The sequence below is a fragment of the Microbacterium sp. UNCCL10 genome (genome assembly GCF_000746195.1).
GTDB lineage: Bacteria > Actinomycetota > Actinomycetes > Actinomycetales > Microbacteriaceae > Microbacterium > Microbacterium saccharophilum.
The window spans coordinates 272,987-296,254 of record NZ_JQKT01000009.1; the positions used below are offsets into that span (position 1 = coordinate 272,987).

Annotated in this window: 22 protein-coding genes; 6 read left to right on the top strand and 16 right to left on the bottom strand. The window is 67.5% G+C overall.

Annotation, left to right across the window (positions count from 1 at the left end; genetic code table 11):
- Window positions 1-7: 7 nt before the first annotated feature.
- Genes BR85_RS11670 through BR85_RS11680 form a run of 3 tightly spaced genes read left to right on the top strand, consistent with a single transcriptional unit; the run spans window position 8 to window position 4,012 of the window.
- On the top strand, window positions 8-1,762 hold the full coding sequence (locus BR85_RS11670; protein WP_028496700.1) for an ABC transporter ATP-binding protein: 1,755 nt from the start codon (window positions 8-10) through the stop codon (window positions 1,760-1,762).
- Window positions 1,759-2,547: an energy-coupling factor transporter transmembrane component T family protein gene (locus BR85_RS11675; RefSeq protein ID WP_028496701.1), complete on the top strand. Its 789-nt coding sequence runs from the start codon at window positions 1,759-1,761 to the stop codon at window positions 2,545-2,547. The genes BR85_RS11670 and BR85_RS11675 overlap by 4 nt, the downstream gene beginning before the upstream one ends.
- Before the next feature lie 19 nt (window positions 2,548-2,566).
- Complete coding sequence (locus tag BR85_RS11680) at window positions 2,567-4,012, top strand: PQQ-binding-like beta-propeller repeat protein (RefSeq protein WP_028496702.1); 1,446 nt, start codon at window positions 2,567-2,569, stop codon at window positions 4,010-4,012.
- Window positions 4,013-4,048: 36 nt separating this feature from the next.
- Here the strand turns inward: BR85_RS11680 and BR85_RS11685 are convergent, their stop codons facing one another.
- The 11 genes from BR85_RS11685 to BR85_RS11735 all read right to left on the bottom strand — a co-directional run bounded on the left by BR85_RS11685 (window position 4,049) and on the right by BR85_RS11735 (window position 15,059).
- On the bottom strand, window positions 4,049-5,248 hold the full coding sequence (locus tag BR85_RS11685) for a saccharopine dehydrogenase family protein (protein WP_028496703.1): 1,200 nt from the start codon (window positions 5,246-5,248) through the stop codon (window positions 4,049-4,051).
- A gap of 95 nt (window positions 5,249-5,343) precedes the next feature.
- The gene (locus tag BR85_RS11690) at window positions 5,344-6,036 is read right to left on the bottom strand and encodes an ABC transporter ATP-binding protein (RefSeq protein ID WP_028496704.1); all 693 of its coding nucleotides are present in this window, start codon (window positions 6,034-6,036) and stop codon (window positions 5,344-5,346) included.
- Entirely contained in the window at window positions 6,033-7,175 is a 1,143-nt protein-coding gene (locus BR85_RS11695) for an ABC transporter permease (RefSeq protein WP_028496705.1), read from the bottom strand. The genes BR85_RS11690 and BR85_RS11695 overlap by 4 nt, the downstream gene beginning before the upstream one ends.
- 121 nt (window positions 7,176-7,296) lie before the next feature.
- Complete coding sequence (locus BR85_RS11700) at window positions 7,297-7,872, bottom strand: TetR/AcrR family transcriptional regulator (protein ID WP_051526323.1); 576 nt, start codon at window positions 7,870-7,872, stop codon at window positions 7,297-7,299.
- Window positions 7,873-8,064: 192 nt separating this feature from the next.
- The gene (locus BR85_RS11705; protein ID WP_197018622.1) at window positions 8,065-8,493 is read right to left on the bottom strand and encodes a VOC family protein; all 429 of its coding nucleotides are present in this window, start codon (window positions 8,491-8,493) and stop codon (window positions 8,065-8,067) included.
- Window positions 8,494-8,758: 265 nt separating this feature from the next.
- Entirely contained in the window at window positions 8,759-9,373 is a 615-nt protein-coding gene (locus BR85_RS11710) for an NADPH-dependent FMN reductase (protein ID WP_051526324.1), read from the bottom strand.
- 3 nt (window positions 9,374-9,376) lie between these two features.
- Window positions 9,377-11,029: an FAD-dependent oxidoreductase gene (locus BR85_RS11715; RefSeq protein ID WP_028496706.1), complete on the bottom strand. Its 1,653-nt coding sequence runs from the start codon at window positions 11,027-11,029 to the stop codon at window positions 9,377-9,379.
- Window positions 11,030-11,060: 31 nt separating this feature from the next.
- A complete protein-coding gene (locus tag BR85_RS11720) occupies window positions 11,061-11,723 on the bottom strand; it encodes a 3-oxoacid CoA-transferase subunit B (RefSeq protein WP_028496707.1) in 663 nt (220 codons plus the stop codon).
- The gene (locus BR85_RS11725; protein WP_231478691.1) at window positions 11,720-12,388 is read right to left on the bottom strand and encodes a 3-oxoacid CoA-transferase subunit A; all 669 of its coding nucleotides are present in this window, start codon (window positions 12,386-12,388) and stop codon (window positions 11,720-11,722) included. The genes BR85_RS11720 and BR85_RS11725 overlap by 4 nt, the downstream gene beginning before the upstream one ends.
- Window positions 12,389-12,390: 2 nt before the next feature.
- Window positions 12,391-13,233, bottom strand: coding sequence for a fumarylacetoacetate hydrolase family protein (locus BR85_RS11730; RefSeq protein ID WP_028496709.1), 843 nt, complete (start codon window positions 13,231-13,233; stop codon window positions 12,391-12,393).
- Window positions 13,230-15,059, bottom strand: coding sequence for an FAD-dependent monooxygenase (locus BR85_RS11735; protein ID WP_051526325.1), 1,830 nt, complete (start codon window positions 15,057-15,059; stop codon window positions 13,230-13,232). Before BR85_RS11735 ends, BR85_RS11730 begins: the two co-directional genes overlap by 4 nt.
- 105 nt (window positions 15,060-15,164) lie before the next feature.
- Between BR85_RS11735 and BR85_RS11740 the strand changes: the two genes are divergently transcribed.
- Window positions 15,165-15,509: a DUF4286 family protein gene (locus BR85_RS11740; RefSeq protein ID WP_051526326.1), complete on the top strand. Its 345-nt coding sequence runs from the start codon at window positions 15,165-15,167 to the stop codon at window positions 15,507-15,509.
- A 53-nt stretch (window positions 15,510-15,562) separates the two neighbouring features.
- On the opposite strand, the gene BR85_RS14965 is transcribed toward BR85_RS11740, so the two are convergent.
- Window positions 15,563-16,726 carry an ABC transporter substrate-binding protein gene (locus BR85_RS14965; RefSeq protein ID WP_028496710.1) on the bottom strand — a complete coding sequence of 388 codons (1,164 nt, stop codon included), beginning with the start codon at window positions 16,724-16,726 and terminating at the stop codon, window positions 15,563-15,565.
- Between the two features lie 260 nt (window positions 16,727-16,986).
- Here BR85_RS14965 and BR85_RS11750 point away from each other — a divergent pair, with 260 nt between their 5' ends.
- Together BR85_RS11750 and BR85_RS11755 are read left to right on the top strand one after the other, a co-directional pair.
- Complete coding sequence (locus BR85_RS11750) at window positions 16,987-17,829, top strand: citryl-CoA lyase (protein WP_081782783.1); 843 nt, start codon at window positions 16,987-16,989, stop codon at window positions 17,827-17,829.
- Window positions 17,826-18,683 carry an SDR family NAD(P)-dependent oxidoreductase gene (locus tag BR85_RS11755; RefSeq protein WP_051526327.1) on the top strand — a complete coding sequence of 286 codons (858 nt, stop codon included), beginning with the start codon at window positions 17,826-17,828 and terminating at the stop codon, window positions 18,681-18,683. Before BR85_RS11750 ends, BR85_RS11755 begins: the two co-directional genes overlap by 4 nt.
- A 62-nt stretch (window positions 18,684-18,745) precedes the next feature.
- On the opposite strand, the gene BR85_RS11760 is transcribed toward BR85_RS11755, so the two are convergent.
- The 4 genes from BR85_RS11760 to BR85_RS11775 are packed head-to-tail and all read right to left on the bottom strand — an operon-like array spanning window position 18,746 to window position 23,264.
- The gene (locus tag BR85_RS11760) at window positions 18,746-20,200 is read right to left on the bottom strand and encodes an MFS transporter (RefSeq protein ID WP_028496711.1); all 1,455 of its coding nucleotides are present in this window, start codon (window positions 20,198-20,200) and stop codon (window positions 18,746-18,748) included.
- Window positions 20,201-20,635 carry a nuclear transport factor 2 family protein gene (locus BR85_RS11765; RefSeq protein ID WP_051526329.1) on the bottom strand — a complete coding sequence of 145 codons (435 nt, stop codon included), beginning with the start codon at window positions 20,633-20,635 and terminating at the stop codon, window positions 20,201-20,203. It lies immediately after the preceding gene.
- A 2-nt stretch (window positions 20,636-20,637) separates the two neighbouring features.
- Window positions 20,638-22,359 (bottom strand): FAD-dependent oxidoreductase, encoded by a 1,722-nt coding sequence (locus BR85_RS11770; protein WP_028496713.1) that lies wholly within the window; start codon window positions 22,357-22,359, stop codon window positions 20,638-20,640.
- A gap of 59 nt (window positions 22,360-22,418) precedes the next feature.
- Window positions 22,419-23,264, bottom strand: coding sequence for a fumarylacetoacetate hydrolase family protein (locus tag BR85_RS11775; RefSeq protein WP_028496714.1), 846 nt, complete (start codon window positions 23,262-23,264; stop codon window positions 22,419-22,421).
- Window positions 23,265-23,268 lie beyond the last annotated feature (4 nt).

Consider the following 23,268-nt stretch of genomic DNA (forward strand, 5'->3'; position numbering starts at 1 on the left):
GACACCCGTGACCCCGCTCGCCTCCGGTGCGCCCGACGCTCCCGGCGCCCCCGCACCGCTCGCCCGGGTGCGCGACCTCGCCGTCCGTCACGACGGCGCCGACGCCGCGACGCCCGCCGGTGCGACGTTCGAGATCCGGCCCGGCGAGGTCGTGCTGCTGCTCGGGCCGAGCGGATCCGGGAAGTCCACGCTCGCGCTGACGCTCAACGGGCTCATCCCGCACGCTGTCCCGGCTGAGATGGAAGGCGCCGTGGAGATCGCGGGCCTCGACGCCCGCTCGACGCCGGTGTCGGTGCTGAGCACGCACGTGGGGATGGTGTTCCAGGACCCCGACGCTCAGCTCGTCACGGGCACGCTCCTCGACGAGGTCGCTTTCGGGCCGGAGAACCTGCGGCTCCCGGTCGCCGAGGTGCTCGCGCGCAGCGAGAGCGCCCTACGCCAGGTGGGGTTGTGGGAGCGTCGCGCAGAGAACCCCGACCGGCTCTCCGGCGGCGGGCGGCAGCGTCTCGCGATCGCCTGCGCGCTCGCGATGGGGTCGCCGCTGCTCGTCCTGGACGAACCGACCGCGAACCTCGACCCGGCCGGGATCGAAGACGTCTACGTCGCGCTGCACGACCTCGTGCGGCACCCCGACGGCACTCCGCGGGACCGCGCGATCCTGCTCATCGAGCACAACCTCGATGCCGCCGTCGCCCTCACCGACCGCGTCGTCGTGCTCGATGCGGAGGGGCGGACTGTCGCGGACGGGCCCGTCGACGACGTGCTTCGCGGGCGCGCGGAGGAGCTGCACGCCATGGGCGTCTGGCTTCCCATCTCGACGCTCGCGGCGCTGCGGCTGCGCCGCGCCGGGTGGGTGTTCGAGCGCCTGCCGCTCACCCCCGACGAGCTGCGGACGGCCGTGACGGCGAGTGCGGGGCCGGTCACGGCGCCTCGGGCCGTTGCCCCCGCGGCACCCACGGGTGAACCGGTGGTGGAGGTGCGCGGGCTCACCCTGCGTCGCGGTCGCCATGATGTGCTGCACGACATCGACCTCACGGTGCGCGCCGGCGAGTTCGTCGCGGTCGTCGGCGGGAACGGGGCCGGTAAGACGAGCCTCGTCCAGGCCATCGCGGGCGTCATCCCGGTGCCGCGCGGCACGGTCCTGGTGGGCGGCGTGGATGTGGCGCGCACCGATTCCCGGGGGTTGTCGCGGCGGATCGGCTTCGTGTTCCAGAATCCGGAGCACCAGTTCATCGCGCACACCGTGTTCGACGAGATCGCGCACGGACTGCGCCGGCAGAAGCTCCCCGAGGCGGAGGTCCGCGCCCGCGCCACGGGGGTGCTTCGCCGATTCGGACTCGAAGACAAGGCGGAACAGCATCCGTTCCTTCTCTCCGGCGGTCAGAAACGGCGGCTGTCCGTAGGGACCGCGCTCGTCGCCGGCGCACCGGTCCTCGTCCTGGACGAGCCGACGTTCGGTCAGGACCGGGCCCGCGCCGAAGAGCTCCTCCGGCTGCTTCGGGACTTGCAGGAGGCGGGCACGACGATCATCGTCGTGACGCACGACATGCAGCTCGTCACCGAGTACGCGAGCCGAACGGTCGTGGTCGCGGACGGTCGAGTGCGAGCGGATGCCGCGACGGCCGAGGTGTTCGCCGACGAGGCGCTGCTGCGGTCTGCGGGACTGCGGTTGCCGCCGCTGCGTCAGGCGCTGCGCGGTGTCACGCATCCGGCGCTCGCGAACGCCATCCGCCTCGCCGACCTGCCGGGTGGTGCTTCATGAGCGTCGTCGTCGACCCGTATGCCGAGGTCGCCATCCGCCGCCGCTTCCTCGACGGCCTCAATCCCCTGGCGAAGCTCGCCGGACCGCTCCCCGCAGTCGTGCTCCTCGTCTTCGTCCGCGACCTCGTGACGCCGCTGATCTTCCTCGCCCTCGCCTACGTCGTCATCCTCGCCGGCGCGCGGCTCACCCGGACTGTCGGCCTCATCCTCGGCCTCGCGCTGCCGCTCGGCGTCGTCGTCTTCGGTGTCGGCATGTCGGTCTGGATCGACGCCTCCCGCATCGACCGGAGCGTCGAGATCGTCTCCATCGGCGCATGGACGCTCTACGGCGGGGCGCTGGAGATCGGCTTCGCGACGTCGCTGCGGCTCGCCGCGATCGTCGCCCTGGCGCTGATCGCGGGGCTCACGACGACGGGACCCGACCTGGTGCGTGCGAGCGTTCAGCAGCTGCGGGTGCCCTACCGCGTCGGGTACACGGCGCTGGCGGCGTTCCGGTTCGTCCCGCGGTTCCGGCACGAGCTCGACATCATCCGGCAGGCGCACCGGGTGCGCGGGGCGCACGGTGGTCGGTTCGGCGTCGTCGCGCGCTGGTGGGGCTACGTCGTCCCGCTGCTGGCCGGCGCCATCCGGCACGCGGAGCGCGTCGCTCTCGCGATGGATGCGCGCGCGTTCGGCGCGCACCCCGACCGCACCGAGCGGCATCTCGTGCCGTTCCGAGTTCGGGATGCCGTCTTCCTCGGCGCGTGCTGGGCGGTCTCGGCCGTCGTGCTCACGGCGCCGTTATAGGTTCGTCGAAGGAGGACCGATGACCGGCAACGAGGTGGATCCCGTCGACAGCGCACGGCGCCCCTGGATCGTGTGGGGCACGGTCGGCGCCGTCGCCGTACTCGCGGTCGTCGCCGCCGTGATCGCTGTGCCGCTTCTGCGTCCCGCCGCCGCGCCGTCGCCTTCCGCGACGGCGCCCGAGCCGGCGTCGCCGACCGCAACAGCCGAACCGACCCCGTCGTGCATCGTCACAGCACCCGAGCTCACCTGGAGCGAGCCCAACGAGCTGGCCATCGCGGGCGACGGTCGCCTCACCGCCACGCGCATCCAGCGCATCGAGGGCGTCCGCGAACAGCCGGGGATGTGGGCTGACGACTCCGCGTTCGCGATCGACGGCGGCGTGGTGGGTGTGCTCACCCGCGTCGACGGCGCGGCGCGCACATCGTATGTGAGCGTGGTCGAGCCCTCCGGCGCGGTGCGGTGGACACGGGACCTCACCGGATACGTCATGGTGATGTCGACGCCGGCGAGCACGGGCGTGCCGGGGCAGCTCGTCCTGTTGGTCCGTGACGACGACGGCGCGCATCGCCTGGTCGCGTACGACCTGGCCCGCGGTGACGTCTTGCGCGAACGAGAGACGGGCGAGCTCTACGCGGTGACGCAGAACGCGTCTCGCGCGAGCTACGCCGACGTCGCGTCCGTGTCCGCCGACGCATTCTTCGCCAGCGATCGCGACTCGCTCTCCCGCATCAACGCGGCGACCCTGGAGACGGAGTGGAGCGTCCGCGGTGACGACTTCGGCGTCGGCTGGTTCGAGGGCGGCGTTCCCTTCGACGTCACCCAGGACGTCGTCTTCGTGGGTACGCATGCCGTCGACGCCCGCAGCGGCGAGGCGCTCGGGTGGGAGTCGGCGGGCGCGGTGTTCGAGGCCGCCGGCGCCACTCTTCAGACGCCGCTGATGTACGACCGGGTAGACCCGTATGAGATCTCCGGTCTTGACACGGCGACCGGCGAGTCGTGCTGGACGCGGGAGATCCTCGATGTCGCCGCGAGCGACGACATGCTCTGGGTGCTCTCGGCCGCAGGGATGATCGAGCGCATCGATCCGTTCACGGGCACGACACTGGAGCAGGTCGGCGAGACGGCAGCCACGACTCTGCTCAGCGTGGGCGACCGGGTCATCGCGGTCGAGAGCGACCCGGACGACTTCACCGTACCCGCCCGGTACACGGTCTACGACGGGTCGGCCGAGGTCGGGACGCTCGAAGCGCCGACCGATCGGGCCGTGTTCACGTCGGGTGACCAGCTGCTCGTCTACGACCACGGCACGGTGGATGTTCCGGCGACGCTGTCGGCCTATGAGTTGCCGGGCACCTCACCCGTCTGGCAGGTGGACGGCGCCGGGATGGCCATCGACGCGGGCGTGGTGCTGCGGACCACCTGGGATGCCGACACAGGGCGCGTCGACGTCGAGCTGCTGCGCTGACGCACCGCGCCGCGCCGCATCGCGCCACCGTCCCGCTCAGGAGAGGGCGGTGACGTCCAACGTGAACCGCTGCGCGCGAAGCCGCGCCGCCAGCGACTCCCCCATCGCGACCATCGGCGTCAGCACGCCGGCGCGGTCGGGGAGGTCGTCGAACGCGAGGCTCAGCGCGGACTCGCCGAGCATCACCCCCGTACCGCCGTACCCGGGGTCGAACGGGGCGGCGACCCGCATGCGCACCGGCTGCCCCTCGACCGGGAAGACGTCGACGTCGAGCACGAAGCGGCCGTGTTCGATCGCGTCGGAGCTCGGCCCGCTGCCCGGGGAGGGGAGCAGCCGGTCGAGGAGGGCGCGCGTCGGCGGGAAGGACATCCCGGCGACGAGGACCCCGGTGCCCGCGGTGATCGCCGCGGCGCGCAAGAAGCCGGCGAGCCCGCGGCCGGTCGCGACGACCTCGCGGTACTGCATGAGCTGCCCGTAGCTCCAATCGGTCAGGTAATTGCTGCGCTGGACGATCTGCCGGTTGTAGGTGCCCATGATGAACGGCGCCCGCCACACGCCCCGCTCCGCGCCCCACCCGGCGGTGCGCTTCCCGGGAAGCCGGACGGAGGGCCCGGGCGTCAGAGCGTAGGGGTCGGCGATGAGCCGGCGAGCAGCGGCATCCGTCTTCGCTTCCTGCATCTGCTGACGCAGGGAGTCGATGGTGCCGCCGCTGATGCCGCCGCGCAGCGATCTGACCCGCAGGGTCGCGGCGACGATCGGCACCCCGCCGGCGGCGAAGTGGGCGAGACCCATGCTCAGGTCGGAGGGGATCGAGTCGAACCCGCACGAGTGGACGATCCGGGCACCGCTGTCCGCTGCGGCGTCGTGGTTGCGCTGGACACTGCGCGCGACGAAGAGGCTCTCGCCCGCCAGGTCGGCGTAGGACGTGCCCGCCCGGGCGCACGCGGAGGCCACGCCCATCCCGTAGCGCAGGTACGGCCCGACGGTCGTCGCGACCACCGACGTGGATGCCGCCAGCCGGGCGACCGCGGCGTCGTCCCCGGTATCGACCTCGAGGATCGGCCAGTCGACGCCGAGCTCGCGGGTGACCTCTTGCAGCCGGGCGCGGGATCGGCCCGCGATCGCGATGCGTGCACCGTCGGGCGCCGCGGCCGTCAGATGCCGCGCCGTGAATCGGCCCACGAATCCCGACGCCCCGAGCAGGACGATGTCATGGTCGCGGTTGTCGTCGCTCATGTCACGCGAGCGTACGCGGGGATGGTCGACTTGCCATACTCTCCACAAGCGCGCGGCAACGGGATGCTGCCGCCCCGCCCGCGTGCACGCCGGGCTCAGTGCGTGATCGCGGGAACCCCCAGTCGTCCGTCGACCATTTCGAGGATGCGGTCGCAGTGCTCGAGCACGTCGCGGTCATGGGTGACCATGACGACGGCGACCCCGGAGTCGTGGGCGCGGTCGGCGAGGACCCGGACGACTTCGTGGCTGCGGCGGCGGTCGAGCGCCGCAGTGGGCTCGTCGACGAGGAGCAGGCTGGGGTCGTTCACCAGGGCACGGGCGATGCCGACGCGCTGACGCTCGCCGCCGGAAAGCTCTCCTGGGCGGTGCCCCGCGCGGTGCTCCATGCCGACGGACGACAGCAGCGCGGCGGTGTCGACGCGACGGTTGCCCGCGAGCCGGCCCGCCAGGCGAAGCTGGTCGGTCGCGGTGAGCGAGGCCAGCAGGTTGCCCGACTGGAAGACGAAGCCGATGTTGCGCAGCCGGAACTTCGAGGTCGCACTCTTGGACAGGCCGGCAATGGCTGTGCCGTGTACGCGGACGGTCCCGCTGTCCGGCCGGGACAGGGCGCCCGCGATCGCAAGTAGCGAGGACTTGCCCGATCCGGAGGGGCCGACGATGGCGAGGAACTCGCCCGGCTGCACCGTGAGGGAGACCTCGTCGAGGGCGCGGATGCGGGAGTCGCCGTCGCCGAGCTCGAGGACGGCGTCGGTGATGTCGAGGGCGGGGGTAGTGGAGTCGGTGGTCATCGCTGTCCTCCCAGGGCGCGAAGCGGGTCTACTCGGGTGATGCGGAGCACCGCGACGGCGGCGCCGAGCAGTCCGAGGACGATGGTGAGGGCGGACGCCAGGGCGATCGGGGCGACCTCGAGGTCGAACGGCATCGCATCCGGCATGGCAGCCCCCATGCCGACTCCGGCGGCCACGCCGACGACGGTGAAGCCGATGAGGAGGATGGCGGCCTGCGCGAGGCTGTCGCGCAGCAGGTAGCGGCTGGATGCTCCGATGGCACGGAGTACGGCGATGTCATGCGAGCGCTGAATGGTCCAGACCGTGAAGAACGCGCCGACGACCAGTGCGCAGATCGCGTAGAGGAAGACCTGGATCATGCTGAGCGTGAGCGTCTCCGCCTCATACCCCGGCGACGCGTTGAATGCCTCGGTGAGCGTCATCGTGCTGGTACCGGCCGCGGCGTCGATCGTCTCGAAGTCGGGGGTCGCACCATCCTCGGCGAGGAGGGCGACGACGCTGGCGTACCCGAAGTCCATCGCCTCAGTCTGCTCCGCTGTGGGGACGCCGGGTTCGGACATCCCTGAGGAGAGGAGCTGCCAGGTCGCGAGCGGGAGGTACGCGACATCGACGTGACCGAACGTCGCCTGGCCTTCGGTGAAGCCGACGACGGTCAGCTCCACGTCGAGACGGTCGAGGGTCACGACGGTGCCGAGCTCGACGCCCTGCTCGCGCAACGGCTCGGAGACGATGATCCCGTCTACGGCATCCAGCTCGTCACCGGTGGAGACCTGCGGCGCGAGGAACCCGTCCGTCGCGACGCCGAAGAGGGTCAGGTCGATCTGCGTACCGTCATCGGTGACACCGTTGACGATGTTCACGCCCATCGGTTCGGCCGACGCGATGCCCTTGGCATCCTGCCACTCAGCCACCTGCTCACCGTCGACGACCGACCGGCTGAACGCATTGTCCGTCATCGTCCCCTCATCGAACGCGAACGCGGTGGCGGGCAGGGCCTTCAGCCCCGACACACCGTCGTTGACGAGCCCGGAAGACAGGCCGGAAAGCAGGATGACGAGCACCGAGATCAAGGCGATGACGATGCCCATCAGAGCGAAGCGGCCGCGGGCGAAGCGCAGCTCGCGCAGAGCAAGGAACATGGGGACTTTCCGATTCACGAGTCTTGCCGACAAAGCGTCGGTAACATGCCGACATTGTGTCACTAAAAAATCAGATGACGAAATCGGCCGCCGCAGTGCGAGGGTGTCGGTGGGTTCGTGGTCAGTCGGTGAGGCCGCGCGTGAGCAGCCGGAAGACGTCGTCAGCGACAGCGCGGTGATCCTCACCATGCGAGACGAGTTGGATGCCGGCTCCGAGGGCAGCCTGGACGAGCGTGACGGCGGACCGGGATTGCCCCAGCCCCAGCTCGGAGAGCACCCGGACGAGGGGTCGCAGGAGCGCATCGTGCAGCACCATGAGGTCCTCGTAACGGCTCGGAGCGAGGTCTGCCTCGCGGAGCGCGCCGGCGATCGCATGCTTTCCCTCGGCTGTCATCGCCATGGTCGCGTCGACGAATCGGCGCAGTTCGGGCAGCCCGGGCTCGATGTCGGCGAGCGCATGGTCGATCTCGGCGTCCCACCGCTCGATGGCGTCGATCGCGATCGCCACCAGCAGATCGTCCTTCGTCGCGAAGTAGTCGTAGAAGCTCGAGCGGGTGAGACCCGCCCGCTCGCAAACGCTCCGCGGATTGACGCCCGTGATCCCCGCCTCCAGCAGCACCGCCTCGCCGGCGCGGAGGAGAGCCGCGAGCTGCGTGGCGCGGTGCTCCGCCACGGTCGGCGCAGAGATCTTCGGCATCACGCAATTATGACGCCGTCGAGCGTCGCATCCCTCCCACCGCGCTTGCAGACGAACGCGGCGCCGAGCAGCGGGTGGCGTCCTGTAGAGCCGGGCGTGCCGGGAGAGTCGTGCTGATCGCGGCGGGTCGGTTCACCGGTGACCGGGTCGATGCGACTCGGCCGGTTGATCCGGCACCGCTCCCGCACGGGTTCAGCTCGCTGCATCGGCGCGCATCCTCCTCGCCATCTCCATCATCTCGGGTGTCGGCTGACCGATCGCGAAGATGTTGCCCTCGCTGTCACTGAACCACGCACTGCGCTCCTCGCCGAGTTCGGCGATCCCGTCGACGGTCTTCAGACCAGGCATGTCGTAGTCGTGAAAGACGACCCCGCGCGCGCGAAGCGCCGTCGTGTCACGATCGATGTCGTCGGTCACCAGATTGAACGCGGTGTTCTGGGCCGTACCCGCGAAGTCGGTCCGGTAGACCATGACCATGGTGCCGCCGACGTCGTAGAACAGCGCGCCGCCTTCGTCGTCGGCGTAGACCGGGTCGCGCCCGAGGACGTCATGCCACCAGGCCTTCGCTCGATCGATGTCCGCTGCCGGAAGGACAGCCGTCGCCATCAGATTCTCGAACATGATGATTTCCAGTCCGGAGGCGTTGTCATCCCCGTGCCGGCCCAGCTCAGCGCATCGGCGATTCGGGCGCGCGAACGTGGCCCCCGCCCGGATTGTAAACCCGCATCCGGGGCCGTGGTAGAAGTGTGCAACATCGCCGCGCGCGTCACATCGTCGGCGTGACCCGCCCCGGGTCGCTACGCCCCCTCCAGCTTCGCGCGGTGCCCGTTGGGCGATCCCCCTCTGGTGTGCGTCGACGGCAAGACCAACCCCACAGTGTCGTCGGCTACTTTCGACGGTGCGCGGCAGGTGGAAGCTCTCCGGCCCGTCGCGCGGTGCGCAGCGCAGCAGACCACCACTTCAGATCCTCAAGCGCGATGTCAAGCGCAGCCTCCAGCCTCGGATCAGCAGGCTGACCAGAATCGGTGAACGCAGAGCCCACGTAGGGGATGAGGACAGCGTTTCGCAGCGGAACCAGCTCTGACTCGATCGCGATCGTCGCTAGATGCTCGACCGCCCGGGCACCAGCTGCGATGCCGACACTGTAGGCCACGGCGATATACGGCTTGTTGCGCAGCGAGAAGCTCTGCCAGGTGCTGTCGATTGCATTCTTCAGAGAGCTAGGAAGGCTGTGATTGTACTCAGGGGTGAGCACGACATACGCGTCGCCCTCCGCGAGCGTTCGATTCCACGACCGAAGAACCGGCGAAGAGTATTGCGGGTCCATGGCGTCACCTACGGTAGACGTGGTCTCCGCGAACGGTGGCAGCGCCCATTGCCGCAGATCGAGGACGTCGACCTCGACGTCGCCGTCAAACTCGACACGTTGCCGGAGCCAGGGCAGCACACGGTCCGCGTTTCTTCCGTCGCGTGTGCTTGCGACGATGATCTGTATCTTCACGTCCTATTCCCCGATCTCAATGTCAGCGGCCATTGCACCCGGGGCCAGGGCGTCCGACGCGAGTCGCTGCCCCGCGAGATAGCCAAACGTGATGTTCGGACCGAGAGACGATCCCCCTCCGGGATAGGTCTGGCCCAGCGCGCCCGCCGCGACGTTGCCCACCGCGTACAGTCCCTCGATCAGCTCGCCTTTAGGGCGGAGAACCTGACCGTGACCATTGGTGAGCAGCCCACCGATGGTTCCGAAGATGCCGTAGCGCAGCCGCGTCGCATAAAACGGCGCCCGCTCGATCCGTGACATGTTCCGCTGCGGGGTAGGTCCACCCGCGGACAGGCCCTCGAACCACACTGTCCCCCGGCCGAAGTCGCTGTCCTCACCTGAATCCGCGAAACCGTTGTAGCGTGCGACCTCCGACGCCAGGACATCGCACGGCATGCCGATCGCCCGCGCAAGATCTTCGATCGTTTCCGCCTGCGTCACCCAGTGCGGCGTCGGTGCGCCGGGCATCAGGTCTCCCAGCCGGGTCCGGTCACGGGCTGACTGGTCGAAGACCATGTACACGGCACCCGCATCTGGGTACTCCGCCTGCCGCGGGTCGAACGCCTTCAGCGCCTTGCCCATGTCCATGTAGCTGATGCCTTCGTTGACGAACCGTCGCCCGTGCCGGTTGACAATGATGCACGCGGGGTCATGACGCAGGTTCGACATCATCGGAAGCGGTTGACCGTCGAGCATCGAGACACCGTCCCACACGCAGGGTCGCGTCACCGCGCTCGACATGTTTCCGACCGCCGCGCCCAGGACGAGGCCCATGCGCAGCCCATCGCCCACGTTCCCTGCCGGTGACAGCGCAAGCGCGTCCGCGACCCCCAGGTACGCACGGACCAGGTCGGGATCGCCCTCGAAGCCGCCACAGGCGAGCACGACGCCCAATCGAGCGTGCATGCGAAGCTCTTGTCCCGCATGCTCGGCGACCAGACCGACCACGCGATCCCCTTCTGTCAGCAATCTGCGCGCTGCCGTGGCTGTCCTCACCTGCACCCCGCGTTCGAGGACTCCCGCGAGCAGAGCGGAGACCAGCGCCCCGCCCATCGTGCGAACACCCTTCTCGCCACGCTGTCTCGAGAGCTCGACGAGGTCGGCGCCCGACGTCATCTCCTCCCGAGTCACGTGCGGCATCAGGGGGCTCTCGCGCACGAGCTCGAACCAGTCGCCGAGGAGTTCGCGGTACTCCCTCGGCTCAGGCTCGACGGACCGACCGGCCAACTTCGCTCCCGGCCGGTCCCCGTAGTAGTCCGGGTAGGCGGAGAGTGTGCTCATCCGCAGAGGTGTGCGCGACTCGACGAAATCGAGCGCCTCAGCGGCGTGGTCCACGAACGCATCGACCAACTCACGGGAAGGCTCACGTCCCTCGAGCAGACCGTCGAGGTACTGCATCACCTCTGCTCGTGAGTCGTCGATGCCGAGTTCGCGTTGATGCTTGTTGAGCGGCACCCACGGCATCCCTCCCGACCACGCGGTCGTCCCGCCGATCAGATCCGCCTTCTCAACGACGACCACGGACAGACCAACATCTGCCGCCGTCAAAGCCGCGGTGAGACCGGCGGCGCCCGAACCGACAACCACGACATCCGCTACCCCCTCGCTGCGCACCATGTGTTCGTTCCTTCCCGATCGGTGTCGACGCTCAGGCAGCCCGCGGCAGGGTCAATGGTTCCCCAGCGAACCGCAATGCAACCCCCGTGCGAGATTGGAGGGCGTCCACATCCGTGCCCTCGGCCAACCCCACCACGACCAGGCCACTCGGAGTGGGCTCGAAGACCCCATACTCCGTGTAGATCCGGGACACGATCCCGCGCGCCGTGATGGGAAGGCTACACTCGGCCACGATCTTCGGGTCGCCGGTCGCGGTTACATGCCGCATGATAACGAGCACCTCACGCGCACCGACCGCGAGGTCCATCGCCCCGCCAACCCCTGGTATGCCCTCGCCGGACCACCAGTTCGCCAGATCCCCGGCTCCCGAGACCTGCAATGCGCCCATCACGCTCACATCGAGGTGCCCGCCGCGGATGATGGCGAAGGAGTCCGCGTGACCGATATAGCTTCCTCCCTGGACCAGTGTCACCGGCGCCTTGCCCGCGTCGATGAGATTCGGATCTTGGTGACCCGGGGCCGGGGAAGGCCCCATGCCCAGGATGCCGTTCTCGGAGTGGACGACGACCTCACGGGCAGGGTCCAGGTGAGCGGCGACCAGGATGGGCAGGCCGATGCCGAGGTTGACGTAGGCTCCGTCGGGAAGGTCGAGCGCAACTTCCCGGGCCATCTGTGTCTTGGTCAGGCCGATCATGCCGTGATCTCCACTATTCGATCGACAAAGATCCCCGGCGTGACGATCACTTCGGGGTCGAGCGAACCGAGCGGCACGATCTGGTCGACCTCAGCGATCGACGTCGCCGCCGCCATGGCCATCGTGGGTCCGAAGTTCCTTGCCGATTTGTCATAGACGAGGTTGCCCCACCGATCACCACGGTGCGCCCGGAACAACGCGAAGTCGCCGGACAATGGCGTCTCAAACACGAACTGCTCGCCGCCGAGTTCCCGTACCTCTCGCCCTTCGGTGAGCAGTGTGCCGACCCCCGTGCGCGTGTAGAAACCGCCGATGCCCGCTCCGGCCGCACGGATCCGCTCCGATAGCGTGCCCTGGGGAACCAGTTCCAGCTCCAACGACCCCGATTCATAGCACTGCTCGAACGCGAATGATCCTGCCGATTTCGGGTAGGAGCACACCACTTTGCGCACGGATCCGGCCGCAAGGAGCGCGGCGATTCCTTCCGAACCGGAACCGGCGTTGTTCGAGACGATGGTGAGCCCGGACAGGCGGCGGCGCGCCAGGGCGTTCAGCAGTTCCTTGGGTGCACCGGCGTCACCGAACCCTCCGACCAGGAGAGTCGCGCCATCAGGGATGTCAGCGACCGCCTCCTCGGCGTCGATTACCGTCTTGTCAGTGCCCACGCTCAGTCCTCGTCGATAGTTTCGGCGACGCATCGGTTTTGGAGGACCCCGATTCCCTCGCACTCGGTCACGACGAGATCACCCGGTTGGAGGAACACTGGCGGTGTGCGCGTGGACCCGATTCCGGCCGGGGTGCCCAGTGCGATGACGTCGCCAGGGACCAGCGTCATGATCGTGCTGATGTACGCGATCACTTCCGCAGGCGAGAAGATCATGTCGCCCGTCGAGGTCCGCTGCATCTCTCGACCGTTCACAGAGCAGGTCAGCCGCAAGTTGCGCGCATGGTCGACTTCCTCCGGAGAGACAAGCCACGGACCGACGGGCGTGGATGACTCGAACGTCTTCCCCGGCATCATCTGGCTTGTGTGCTTCTGCCAGTCGCGCATGGAGATGTCGTTCATCACGGTGTACCCCGCGACCGCGTCAAGAGCTTGGGCGGAGCCGATGCGCCGTACGGTCTTGCCGATGACAAGCGCCAGCTCGGCCTCCCAGTCGCACCTCTGCGTCTCCGGAGGGATGAGGATGTCGCTCCCTGCACCTACGAGCGCCCGAGCGTACTTGGGAAACAGCAACGGGTGCTGCGGAATCGGAAGGTTGGCCTCGGCCGCGTGTGCGTGGTAGTTCAGCCCGACGCAGACCACCTTCTCGGGACGGACCACCGGCGGAAGGAACTGCACCTGACGCGGGTCGAGCTCCTCCTCCCGCACCATCGATCCGAGGGACTCGCCGCGCTCGACCGCGGTGAGGACCGCCCCGACATCATCCAGCGCCAGAACTTGAGCGCAACCGTTCTCCAGGATCGCCGCGCGTGTTCCGCGTTCCGTGTTGATCGTGGCAAGTCTCACGATGCCACCTCCATCTCGCGCGCCTCAGCAGACGCTCCGATTTGCCTTTTCCCGAGCGCTACGCCGATCGCGTCCACGAGATCGGACGCCGCGTCGGCGTGGAAGCCACGGAATGCTACATGCCCGTCCGGGCGTACCAGGATCGCGCCGGAGTCGTCGTGTTGACGCAGACGGCTCCATCCGCCATCGACATCCTGCACGTCGCCCTCTGGACCGATGACGACGACATCGACTGCCGTGGCATGCTCGGCAATCGCGCTCGCTGCCGCTTCCGCCCACGCGTCGGAGGCGGCCCCTGTGATCAGGGTGAGGCGCCCCGGGCGCACGAGGTCATGAGTCCCAACCCGCTGCTCGCCGCGACGCAGCCAGGCGTGCGGCAGACGGTGGCCAGGCCGGGCGACGGGCACATAGCGGTGCACCTCCGGATCGCGTGGCGGCGCCACCGTCCCATCGGGCACGACGGCGGGACTGTCGGAGTACTCGAATCCGAGCTCCAGATCCGTCGCTCGCGACTCGAGCCGCAGTATGTTGAATGTCTCGCGAAGGCGCACGTGGCGAGTTGCCCCGTCCTGTGTGTCGGAGAAGAGCCGCTCGAGGATGTCGCGGTTGAACTCGGCAGGCGCGTCCGGGACCATCCCAAACCCCGAGGCCGCCGTCAGGTGGTTGAAGAATGCAAAGGTCGCGAACTCGACATTGCGTCTTGTGACAGGCTGCCGTTCGATCTCGTACGAATCGAGCAGTCGCGGGTCTGCCTCGCCGCGGACGACGGCGGCGAGCTTCCAACTCAGGTTGTGCGCATCCTGGATTCCGGAGTTGAGACCGAGTCCTCCCATCGGCGAGTGACGGTGCGCGGCGTCTCCGGCGAGGAAGACACGGCCCGCGGCGAAATGCTCCGAGTAAACCCCTTCGACCTGCCAGCGGGTGAAGCGGAGCACGTCCAGCTTCAGATCGGGCAGATTGAGGCGAGCCCGCACAGCGTCTGCCGCGGCCGCTTCATCGAACTCTGTCGCCTGTTCCGCAGCCGTCAGGGTCACGGTCGCGACCCACTCCGAACTGTGCCGACCCCAGGTGTCCGGACCCATCGCGATGAGTCCGGTCCGCGTCCACTCGCCCGCCGGATCCGGCCGGATAAAGGACCGCACGCACGCGTCGCCGTTATCCAGATGCGGCGAGAGATCCGCCTGGAAGTAGACGCTGATGGTCGTCACGAACGGTTTCGGTCCGATCATCGGAATGCCGAGAAGCGGGCCGACGGTCTTTCCTCCGTCGGCGGCGATCACATAGCGGGCACGGACCAGATAACGCTCCGCAGTGTCTCGGTCCAAGACGTGCACGTGCACGTCGGACTCTCTCACCTCAAGGTCGACAACTTCGTGATGGAAGTGCACCAGCCCGGGGCTGCGTTCCTCCGCGTGCCGGCGCAGTACAGGCTCCAGCAGCTTCTGAGGGAGATTCCCGTGGCGCGACGCGGTCACTTCACGGTAGTGATCGGCCAGCGCCCCACCGCCCCACGCATCCACCGTGTGCAGTGGTTGGCGGTCCCATGGCTGGTCGCCCCCCAGGCTGGTGAGCCACCGCATGGCCCTGTTCTCCTCCGGCTTTGCGCCACGGGCATAGACCTCCTCCGCGAGCGCGTGCTGCGCGAAGATTTCCATCGTGCGTGGGTTGAGGATGTGAGCTTTCGGCATGATCGCGGTCCCGGGGTGGCGCTCGACGAGGTAGGCGTGCACGCCGGCGTCGGCGAGGAAGACGGAAGCAGATAGACCGCAGCCGCCTCCCCCGATGATGAGGACGTCGGTGTCGATGGTGCGAAGGGGGTGGGACATCAGATCTCCAAAATCTACTATCCACAGAATAACGCATTACGGCTCGGAAAGGTACTAGACAGGTAGTAATAGTGAACTCGGTGAGTTCCCGGTCAAGGAGGATTCATGTCCAATCCCATCTATGTTGTCCAGACCAATGCCGTTCCCGGCCGTGAGGAGGAGTTCGAGGACTGGTACTCTCACCAACACCTTTCCGATGTCCTCGCGGTGCCGGGCTTTCGTTCGGCGCAGCTCTTTGGCATGTCGACGGTGCAGCGTGATACAGCGAATGCTGCCTACCCGTATCGTCATCTCGCTCTCTACGAGTTGGAAGAAGACCCGCGGGCGGCGTTGGATGCCCTGGCTGCGGCGGTCGCAGGCGGGCTCTATCTGAGTCCTGCACTTGCCGCCGATCGCAAGATGGTGGTGTTCGAACCCACCACGGAACGGCTGCTCCGACGCGACACCTAAGAACGGAGGTGCCCGAGGCATGCTTTCCTGCGCGCATGCCTCGGGCTCTCGTATCACTCCACGGACTGAATCACACCGTCCACGAGGGGGCCGGGACGCACGTAGGTGAAGACGACATCGCCGGGAATTTCGAAGAAGTGTGACTCGGGCGACCACCGCATGTACTCCACGGGGAACGTGATCAGCTGGCTGTCAACCTCGGCGTTGTCCTGCAGATCCTCGAGTGCCGCCTTTACCGCGTCAGGGTCCATCGAGCCCGCCTGCTCGAACGCCTTCTTCATCAGCCACAGAATGTCCCAGTAGAGGGAGTAGTAGTGCGCCGACTGTGCGACCGGGTCGCCCTTCGCCTTCACCTGTGCGATGAGGTCGTTGAACACCTGGTCGTTTTCGATGGTTCCCGCCGTCACATCGAACACCCCGAGGTAGAGGTTGTTCCAGTCCGCCTCGGTGCTGATCTCGGCGAGGTTCTGGCCGAGTCCGATGCTCGAGTGCCCGAGGGTGGGGACGTCCCAGCCGAGCTTGGTGCGACTGCTCAGGATGTGCGATGTTGCTGCGCCGAATGCCTGGATGACGAGGACGTCAGGATCCGCGTCCTGCAGGCGCTGCAGCTGCGATGTCATGTCGACGTCCGTCGGTGTATACGTCTCGGGGGTCGTGGTGATGCCCGCCTCGGCGAAGGCCTCGGTCAGTCCTTGCGCGGCGCTCTGGCCGTTCGCGTCGTTGGCCGTGAGCAGCGCGGCGCTCTCGTAGCCGTTCGCTTCCATCTCCGCCACGAGCGCGGCGGCGTCGGCCTTGCTCTCAACGTAGGGGATGAACGCATACGGGTAGAGGTCCGGCTGATTGATCTCGCTCGATTGCATGAGAGCCGTCGAGATGATCTGGTTCCGGGTGAGCAGCGGCAGCATGGCCAAGCCGGTGTTGCTGGTCGCGCCCATGAAGACGAGATCTGGCTTCTCCTCGTCGATCTGTTCCTGAAGGAGCGTGACTGCCCGCGTCGTGTCCAACTGGTCATCGGCGACGATCAGCTCCACCTGCTGGTCCAGAATGCCGCCTGCCTCATTGACGGCGTCAATCGCTACCTCAAGGGAAGCAACGTTCGCTTTCGCGGCGTTGGAGAGCGCCCCCGTCAGCGGGGTGTTCATGTAGATCGTGAAGGCGCCTCGTTCTTCCGGCTGCTCAGCCTCGCCTGATCCCCCTGCGCAGGCGGTGAGCGCCATGAGAACGGCGACCGCGGTGACTGCGCCACCCAGTCTGTGTGCCCTGCGTGAAACCACGTTGTTCCTCCTTCGTCTGCCCACCGCAGGCGCCCGTCGGGTGAGGGCGCGCTCGCCACGGTGGTGTAAGCGTTCCTTGCTGTTGCGGTGACCACATCTCTGTGATCCCACCGTAGATGTATAGTACACTGGCTTCATAAGTGTGTATATACCTCTAATAATGCACTTTACCGTGACATCGTGGACCCAATGGAGGATTACGCATGACAGGTGACCCGAGACTCCCCGAGGACAACCGACCGCTGATCCGCGGGACCCACACCGGGACATCAATAGCCAGGTCTACTCCCGACGCAATCTATGTCCGAGACAACGATCTCGTCGCGGATCTGATGGGCCGGATCGACTTCACCTCGATGCTGTTGCTTCATCTCACGGGTCGACGACCGGAGCCACGCGAGCGGGCCGTGGTGGACGCTGTGCTCGTCGCGTTGATGGAGCACGGGTTGACGCCAAGCTCGATTAGCGCCCGGTTGATCTATAGCAGTGCGCCCGACGCGATGCAGGGGGCTGTCGCTGCCGGCCTGCTGGGTGCCGGAGGTGTCTTTCTCGGGTCGATGGAGGAACTCGCCCACCTACTACAGACGGGCTGCCAGGCGATCGACGATGGCACCGCGACGGCGGAGGAGTACTCCCGCGACCTCGTGACCCGCCGCCTCGCCGACGGCGAGACCATTCCGGGATTCGGTCATCATATTCATCGGCCCGACGACCCGCGCACCCCCCGGCTGATCGAGATCGCTGAAGAGAATGGAGTCGCCGGCCCGCATGTCGCCCTGCTGCGCACCCTCTCTGCGACCGTCGATGAGATCAAAGGGCGGCACGTAACCGTGAACGTGACGGGAGCAGTGGCAGCGGTGCTCTCCGACCTCGGCTACCCCTGGCAAGTCATGCGAGGCTTCTCGATGGTGGCGCGCACGGCCGGTCTCGTCGGCCATCTCCGGGAGGAACAGGAGAACCCGCTGGGCCGGGAGCTCTGGGATCTCGTCGAGCGCGCAGTGCCCTATCACGGAGCCGAGGCTTCGCCTGCCGAAGAAGCACGATGACACTCCTGAGCGGGCGCGTGGTCGCGGTAACCGGTGCCGGGCGAGGACTGGGAGCAGCGTATGCGATCGATGCCGCCGCGAACGGGGCATCCGTCGTCGTCAGCGATCTGGACGGTGAACTCGCCGAGGCGACGGCGCGCATGATCCGGGAACGGGGCGGGGATGCCGTCGGTGCCGCGGGTGCCGTCGATGAGCCGGGATCGGGTGATCGTCTTGTTGACACTGCGATGAACGCTTTCGGCAGGCTTGACGGTGTCATCGCCAACGCCGGTGTGATCGCGCCGCGCTCTGTGTTCGAGGAGACGCGGGACAGCGCGGCTCACATGATCGACGTGAACATCACCGGGGTGATCGAGACCGTTATCCCGGTCGTGCGAGCGATGCGCGACAGTGGACGTGGTGGATCAGTCGTGCTCATCACGTCCGGGGCGCGCAGCGGTATTGCGGGGATGGCGGTTTACGGTGCGACTAAGGCCGCTGTCGCCTCGCTGTGCTGGGGGTGGGCGCTCGAGTGCGCACCCTACGACATCCGTGTGAACGCGTTGTCTCCCGTCGCCAAGACGGCGATGTTCCCTCAGCCTGGTGACACTCTATCGAAGCCGGCGGCTCCCGAACAGGTGGCGCCGGCCGCGACGTACCTGCTCAGCCCGCTCTCCCAGCGGATAACGGGACAGATCGTCCGGTTCACGGGAGAGACTCTCGCGCTCTCTCCCTCGCCGGCCTTGCTGTCCGCTCACCTCGATGGGCAGGAGTGGACCGTCGAAAAGATCGCGGAGGCGATCGAGGGGCCGCTGCGTCCCGGTCTGGCCGAGGTGGGTGCGGCTGAAGACCTGCCCGTGCCTCTGACGATCTGACCGCCGGGCAAGGGAGGGTGTGTCCGCCTGGCACCACCGCATGCCTGCCTCGCAAGGCTCTACTACACTTCGGGCGTCGTCCCCCGTCGCTGCTCCGGTGATCGCTGCCGGTCCAGCAGTGACACCGCCAGCGCGACGGCGAAGAACCCGACGGCCACGGCCAGTCCGCCACTCACGGCGGATCGGTAACCCTCCAGCCGGGAGCCGTCATCGATTCCCGCGAGCGTGGAGAAGTACGAGGAAACAACAGCAGCAACACCGATGGCGGTTCCCGTCCGCTGTCCGACTTGCCCGAACGCTCCGGCCACCCCGCCTCGTGCGATCGGAACGTGCTGCAGCATCCGCGTCTGATTGGCGGCAGCGACGATCCCCCCACCGATCCCCGCCAGCGCCAGCGCGGCGGACATCCCCCAGGTGACCGAGCCTGCCGGTAGGGCGCTGGATGCGGCCAGTACGAGGAGGAAGCCGCCCGTGGCGATGCCGAGTCCCGCCCAGACGAGTTCTCGGCTCCACGTCGGAAGGAGCCGCGCGATGCCGACGGCCGCCAGGGCGGATGCGAGGGGAAAGGGCACCACGGCCAACCCGGCGAGGCCAGCCGGCACCCCCAACCCCTGCTGGAGGAAGAGCGTCACAACGATGAACACGGCGGGCATGCCTGCGTAGTAGATCGACCCGACGAGAAGGCTGTAGCGGTAGGTTTCAATGCGAAGAAGCGACAGGTCGATGAGCGGATCATTCCCCCGGGCACTGTAGCTGCGCTCCCAGCACAGGAATGCGACTAAGGCGACGGCGCATCCCAGCAGCGCCCACCAGCGAGCGGAGTCGTCGCCGCCTCGGCCGCTTGTCAGGACGAACGGAATCATCAGGAGGGTCACGCTCGCACCGAACAGCATCACACCCACGACATCGATGGTCATACGGTGCGCGACGGTGGGCGCTGTGCGGGGAAGCAGGGTGGCAGCGAAAGGGAGCAGCGCGAGGAGCAGAGGCACGTTGATCCAGAACGTCATCCGCCAGCCCAGCTGTGTTCCACCAAGCTCGATGAGCACGCCGCCCAGCACAGGGCCGAGGGCGGTCAGGAAGCCGGTGATCCCTCCGAACAGACCGAAGGCGCGGCCGCGTTCCGCGGGCGGGAACAGGTGCTGGATGAAACCGATCACCTGCGGCATCAGAATTCCGGCCGCAACCCCCTGCAGTGCACGGAAGGACACGAGTGCCGAGGCGCTGGGCGCAAGCCCGCACAGGAGGCTGGCGGCGCCGAAGAGCACAAGGCCGATGAGGAAGAGGGGCTTTCTGGCGCCGAGGTCGCCGAGCCGGCCACTGGGAACGAGGACCAAGCCGAATGCAACGGCGTACGCCGCGATGACGAGTTGCAGCTCCACGGGCGACGCGCCGAGCCGTGTCTCCAGGGACGGCACGGCGACGTTGACCTTCGTCAGGTCCAGCACCGACAGCGCGGCCCCCGCGACGCAGACACCGAATGCCTTCCACCGTCGAGGATTCGCGCCGTCTTCCATTCAGTGGTCGCGGACGGTTTCCCGGGAAGAGACGAGCCACCGCCCGGAGACGCGGCGCAGCTCGTCGTGCATGACCAGACTTCGATCGATGCGCGTCCCTGTCTCGCTGGTGGCGATGATCATTAGGTACGCCTTGCTGTCGATACGTCCGTCGGACACCGGCGTAAGCATGACGGCGGTGACGACGTGGCGAAACTGCTCCCCGCGGGCCAGCGCGGCGTCGTTGGATGACCGGGCGAACTCGGCCAGTTCGTCGGGCCCACGGGCCGTGAGGTTATAGGTCGGGGACGTGAACACGCCGTCATCGGTGAATGTCGCCGCCCACCCCGCACCATTACTGCTGTCGACGGCATGTGATTGCCTGGCGTAGAGATCCAGGATGTCCAGACGGTCGCGGACACGAATCTGCCAGGCTCCCGGAAGGATCGGGTCCATAGTCACACCTTTCCGAGTGTTGCGTGCAAAGCACGCTCGAGGCGAGCCGCCGCGTCGGCGGCGTCCCAGATGGGTGATGAGCATCGCCACGCGATGTACCCGTCGGGACGGACGAGGAGCGCACCGGCATCGTGGATCTCCCGTAGCCGCTGCCAGGAGCGGTAGAGGTCGCGGGCGTCGGGAGCGCCGATGACCGCCGCTTCCAGATGCGGCGCGTCGATCCGCTGGAGCGCTTCCAGCCATGCCGTCCCCGACAACCCGGTGACCAGGGTGAGCATGCCGCGGCCCACGATATCCAAGGTGGAGGTGCGCGTTCCGCTGCGATCGACCAGCCACGCGTGTGGGAGTTTCGCTCCCGGACGGGTGCTGGGTTGGAGGTACAACTCGCGGTCGCGCGCGAACACCTCCGGTGGTGACGCGTCGCCTGCGACGGCCGAGGAACGGTAGCGCTGGTTCATCTCGACGCCCTGTGCGTTGAACTCATAGTCCTTCACATGAAGCGCGTCACCGAGCGCATCCCGCGCTGCCGCGCCCTCCAGGCTGGGATCGACCAGCGTGCTCAACGCGGAGCCGACCCGGTCCTCGGCATCATCTAAGCTCAGGGCCGCCCGGAACTGCCCGAACTCGATCCGCGACTTGTTCGCCCGCAGCACGATCTGACGACCTATCGGAGCCCGCTCCTGACTGTACGAGTCGAGGAGGGCAGGCGACGCGTGGCCTTTCACCACGAACGCGAGCTTCCATGCAAGGTTGAAGGCGTCTTGGACGGACGTGTTCGACCCGAGACCCCCTGACGGGGGATGCCGGTGCACCGCATCTCCGCCGCAGAACACCCTCCCCTTCGAATACTGCGTCGCGTAGGCCTGATTCACCTGCCAGGTGGACGTCGACTCGATCGTCAGCTCGAGGTCGGGATCGCCGACGAACTCGCGGATGCGGGAGGTGACGGACTCGGCCGACAGGTCAGGCTCTCCGCGCTCCGGGTCAAAGCCCCAGCCCGCGATCCACCGATGCCAGGGATGCACGGCCCGCAGCAGGCCCATCCCGATCTCGCCGTGTGCGCCACCGGCCGAGAGGACCCAGTAGAGGATGCTCGGGCGATGACGAACATAGCGGGCCAGGTCGGCGGTGAACTGCACATATGCAGTGTTCGCCCGACCCATCTCTCCCTCGACAGGCAGCCCGAGCTCCTCCACAATCTGCGACCGTGCCCCATCCGCGCCCACAAGGTACCGCGCGCGGGTCTCGTACTCGCGTCCCGTCAGACGATCACGCAGGCGCACGGTGACACCTTCGGCATCCTGCACGTGGGACAGATACTCCGTGTCGAAAGAAAGGCGCGCGCCCCGCTCCGCCGCCGCACGGACGAGTTCCGCCTCCAGTGCGGGTTGTGGCACGTCCAGCATCGGCTCGGGGCTGCCGGCGACGTAGTCTCCGTGTCGCTCATCGCCGGTGCCCCACGCCCTGATCCGGGCGATCTCCTCGCCGGCGAAGCTTGTGGTGAACAGCGTGTCACCCATGAGATGCCAAGGTGACGACTGCCTGGCGATCGCCTCGCTGACGCCCAGGTCGCGGAACACCTCCATGGATCGCTGATTGGTGATGTGGGCCCTGGGGGTGTTCGACAACCAGCCGTACCTAGTGACCATGTGCACCCGAACGCCGTAGGTCGCCAGTGCGAGCGCGGTGGTCGCCCCCATCGGGCCGGCGCCGACGACGAACACGTCGGTGTCCGGTGTGGGTGGTTCCCCAGCCGGTATCCGGCTTGCAGAGTCCACCGGCATCACCCCTGCACGACAGTGTTCGTGAGCACGCCCAATCCGGTGATCTCCACGTCGACCACGTCGCCCGCCGACAGGAGCCCTGTCGGGGTCATGAACAGTCCAACTCCGCCCGGCGTCCCGGTCACGATCACATCGCCAGGCGACAGCGGAGTGAAGGCGGTGATGTACTCGATCAGTTGAGGAATGGTGAAGACCAGATCCGCGAGAGTCGCGGACTGCCGGATCTCACCGTTCACACGCGTTTCGAGAGTGAGAGCGGTGATGTCCGGAATGTCGGCGGCGGGAACGAAGTACGGGCCGAACGCACCTGTGTCGGGAAAGTTCTTTCCCGGTATCCACTGCGTCGTGGCACGCTGCCAGTCGCGGACACTGAAGTCGTTGTACGCTGCGTAGCCCGCGATCACATCCCATGCGTCTGCAGCATCCACCCGATGCGCCCGCGCGCCGATGACCAGGGCAAGTTCGCCCTCGTAATCGAACTGTTCGGTCGTGGCCGGTCGAACAGCCGGCTGAAGGTGTCCCATCTGCGAGTCGGCGAATCGCGTAAAGACCGTGGGGGCCGATGGGGCCCCACGGCCGGTCTCCTCCTGATGTGCCCGGTAGTTCACGCCGACGCAGATGATCTTGGTGGGGTCGACGATCACCGGCAGGAACTTGACGGCGTCCACCGGCGTCGACGGTGCACCGTCGATGTCCGCGGCAGCGGGGAGCTCTCGGCCGTTGAGGGCGTCCTTCAGGGTGCTCGCGAATTGTGTGCCGGTCGGCCCGAGATCGTAGAGCACACCGTCGATCTCGGCGCCCCACGTGTGGGAGCCGGACGGTGTGACAAAGCTGGCATATCTCACTGCT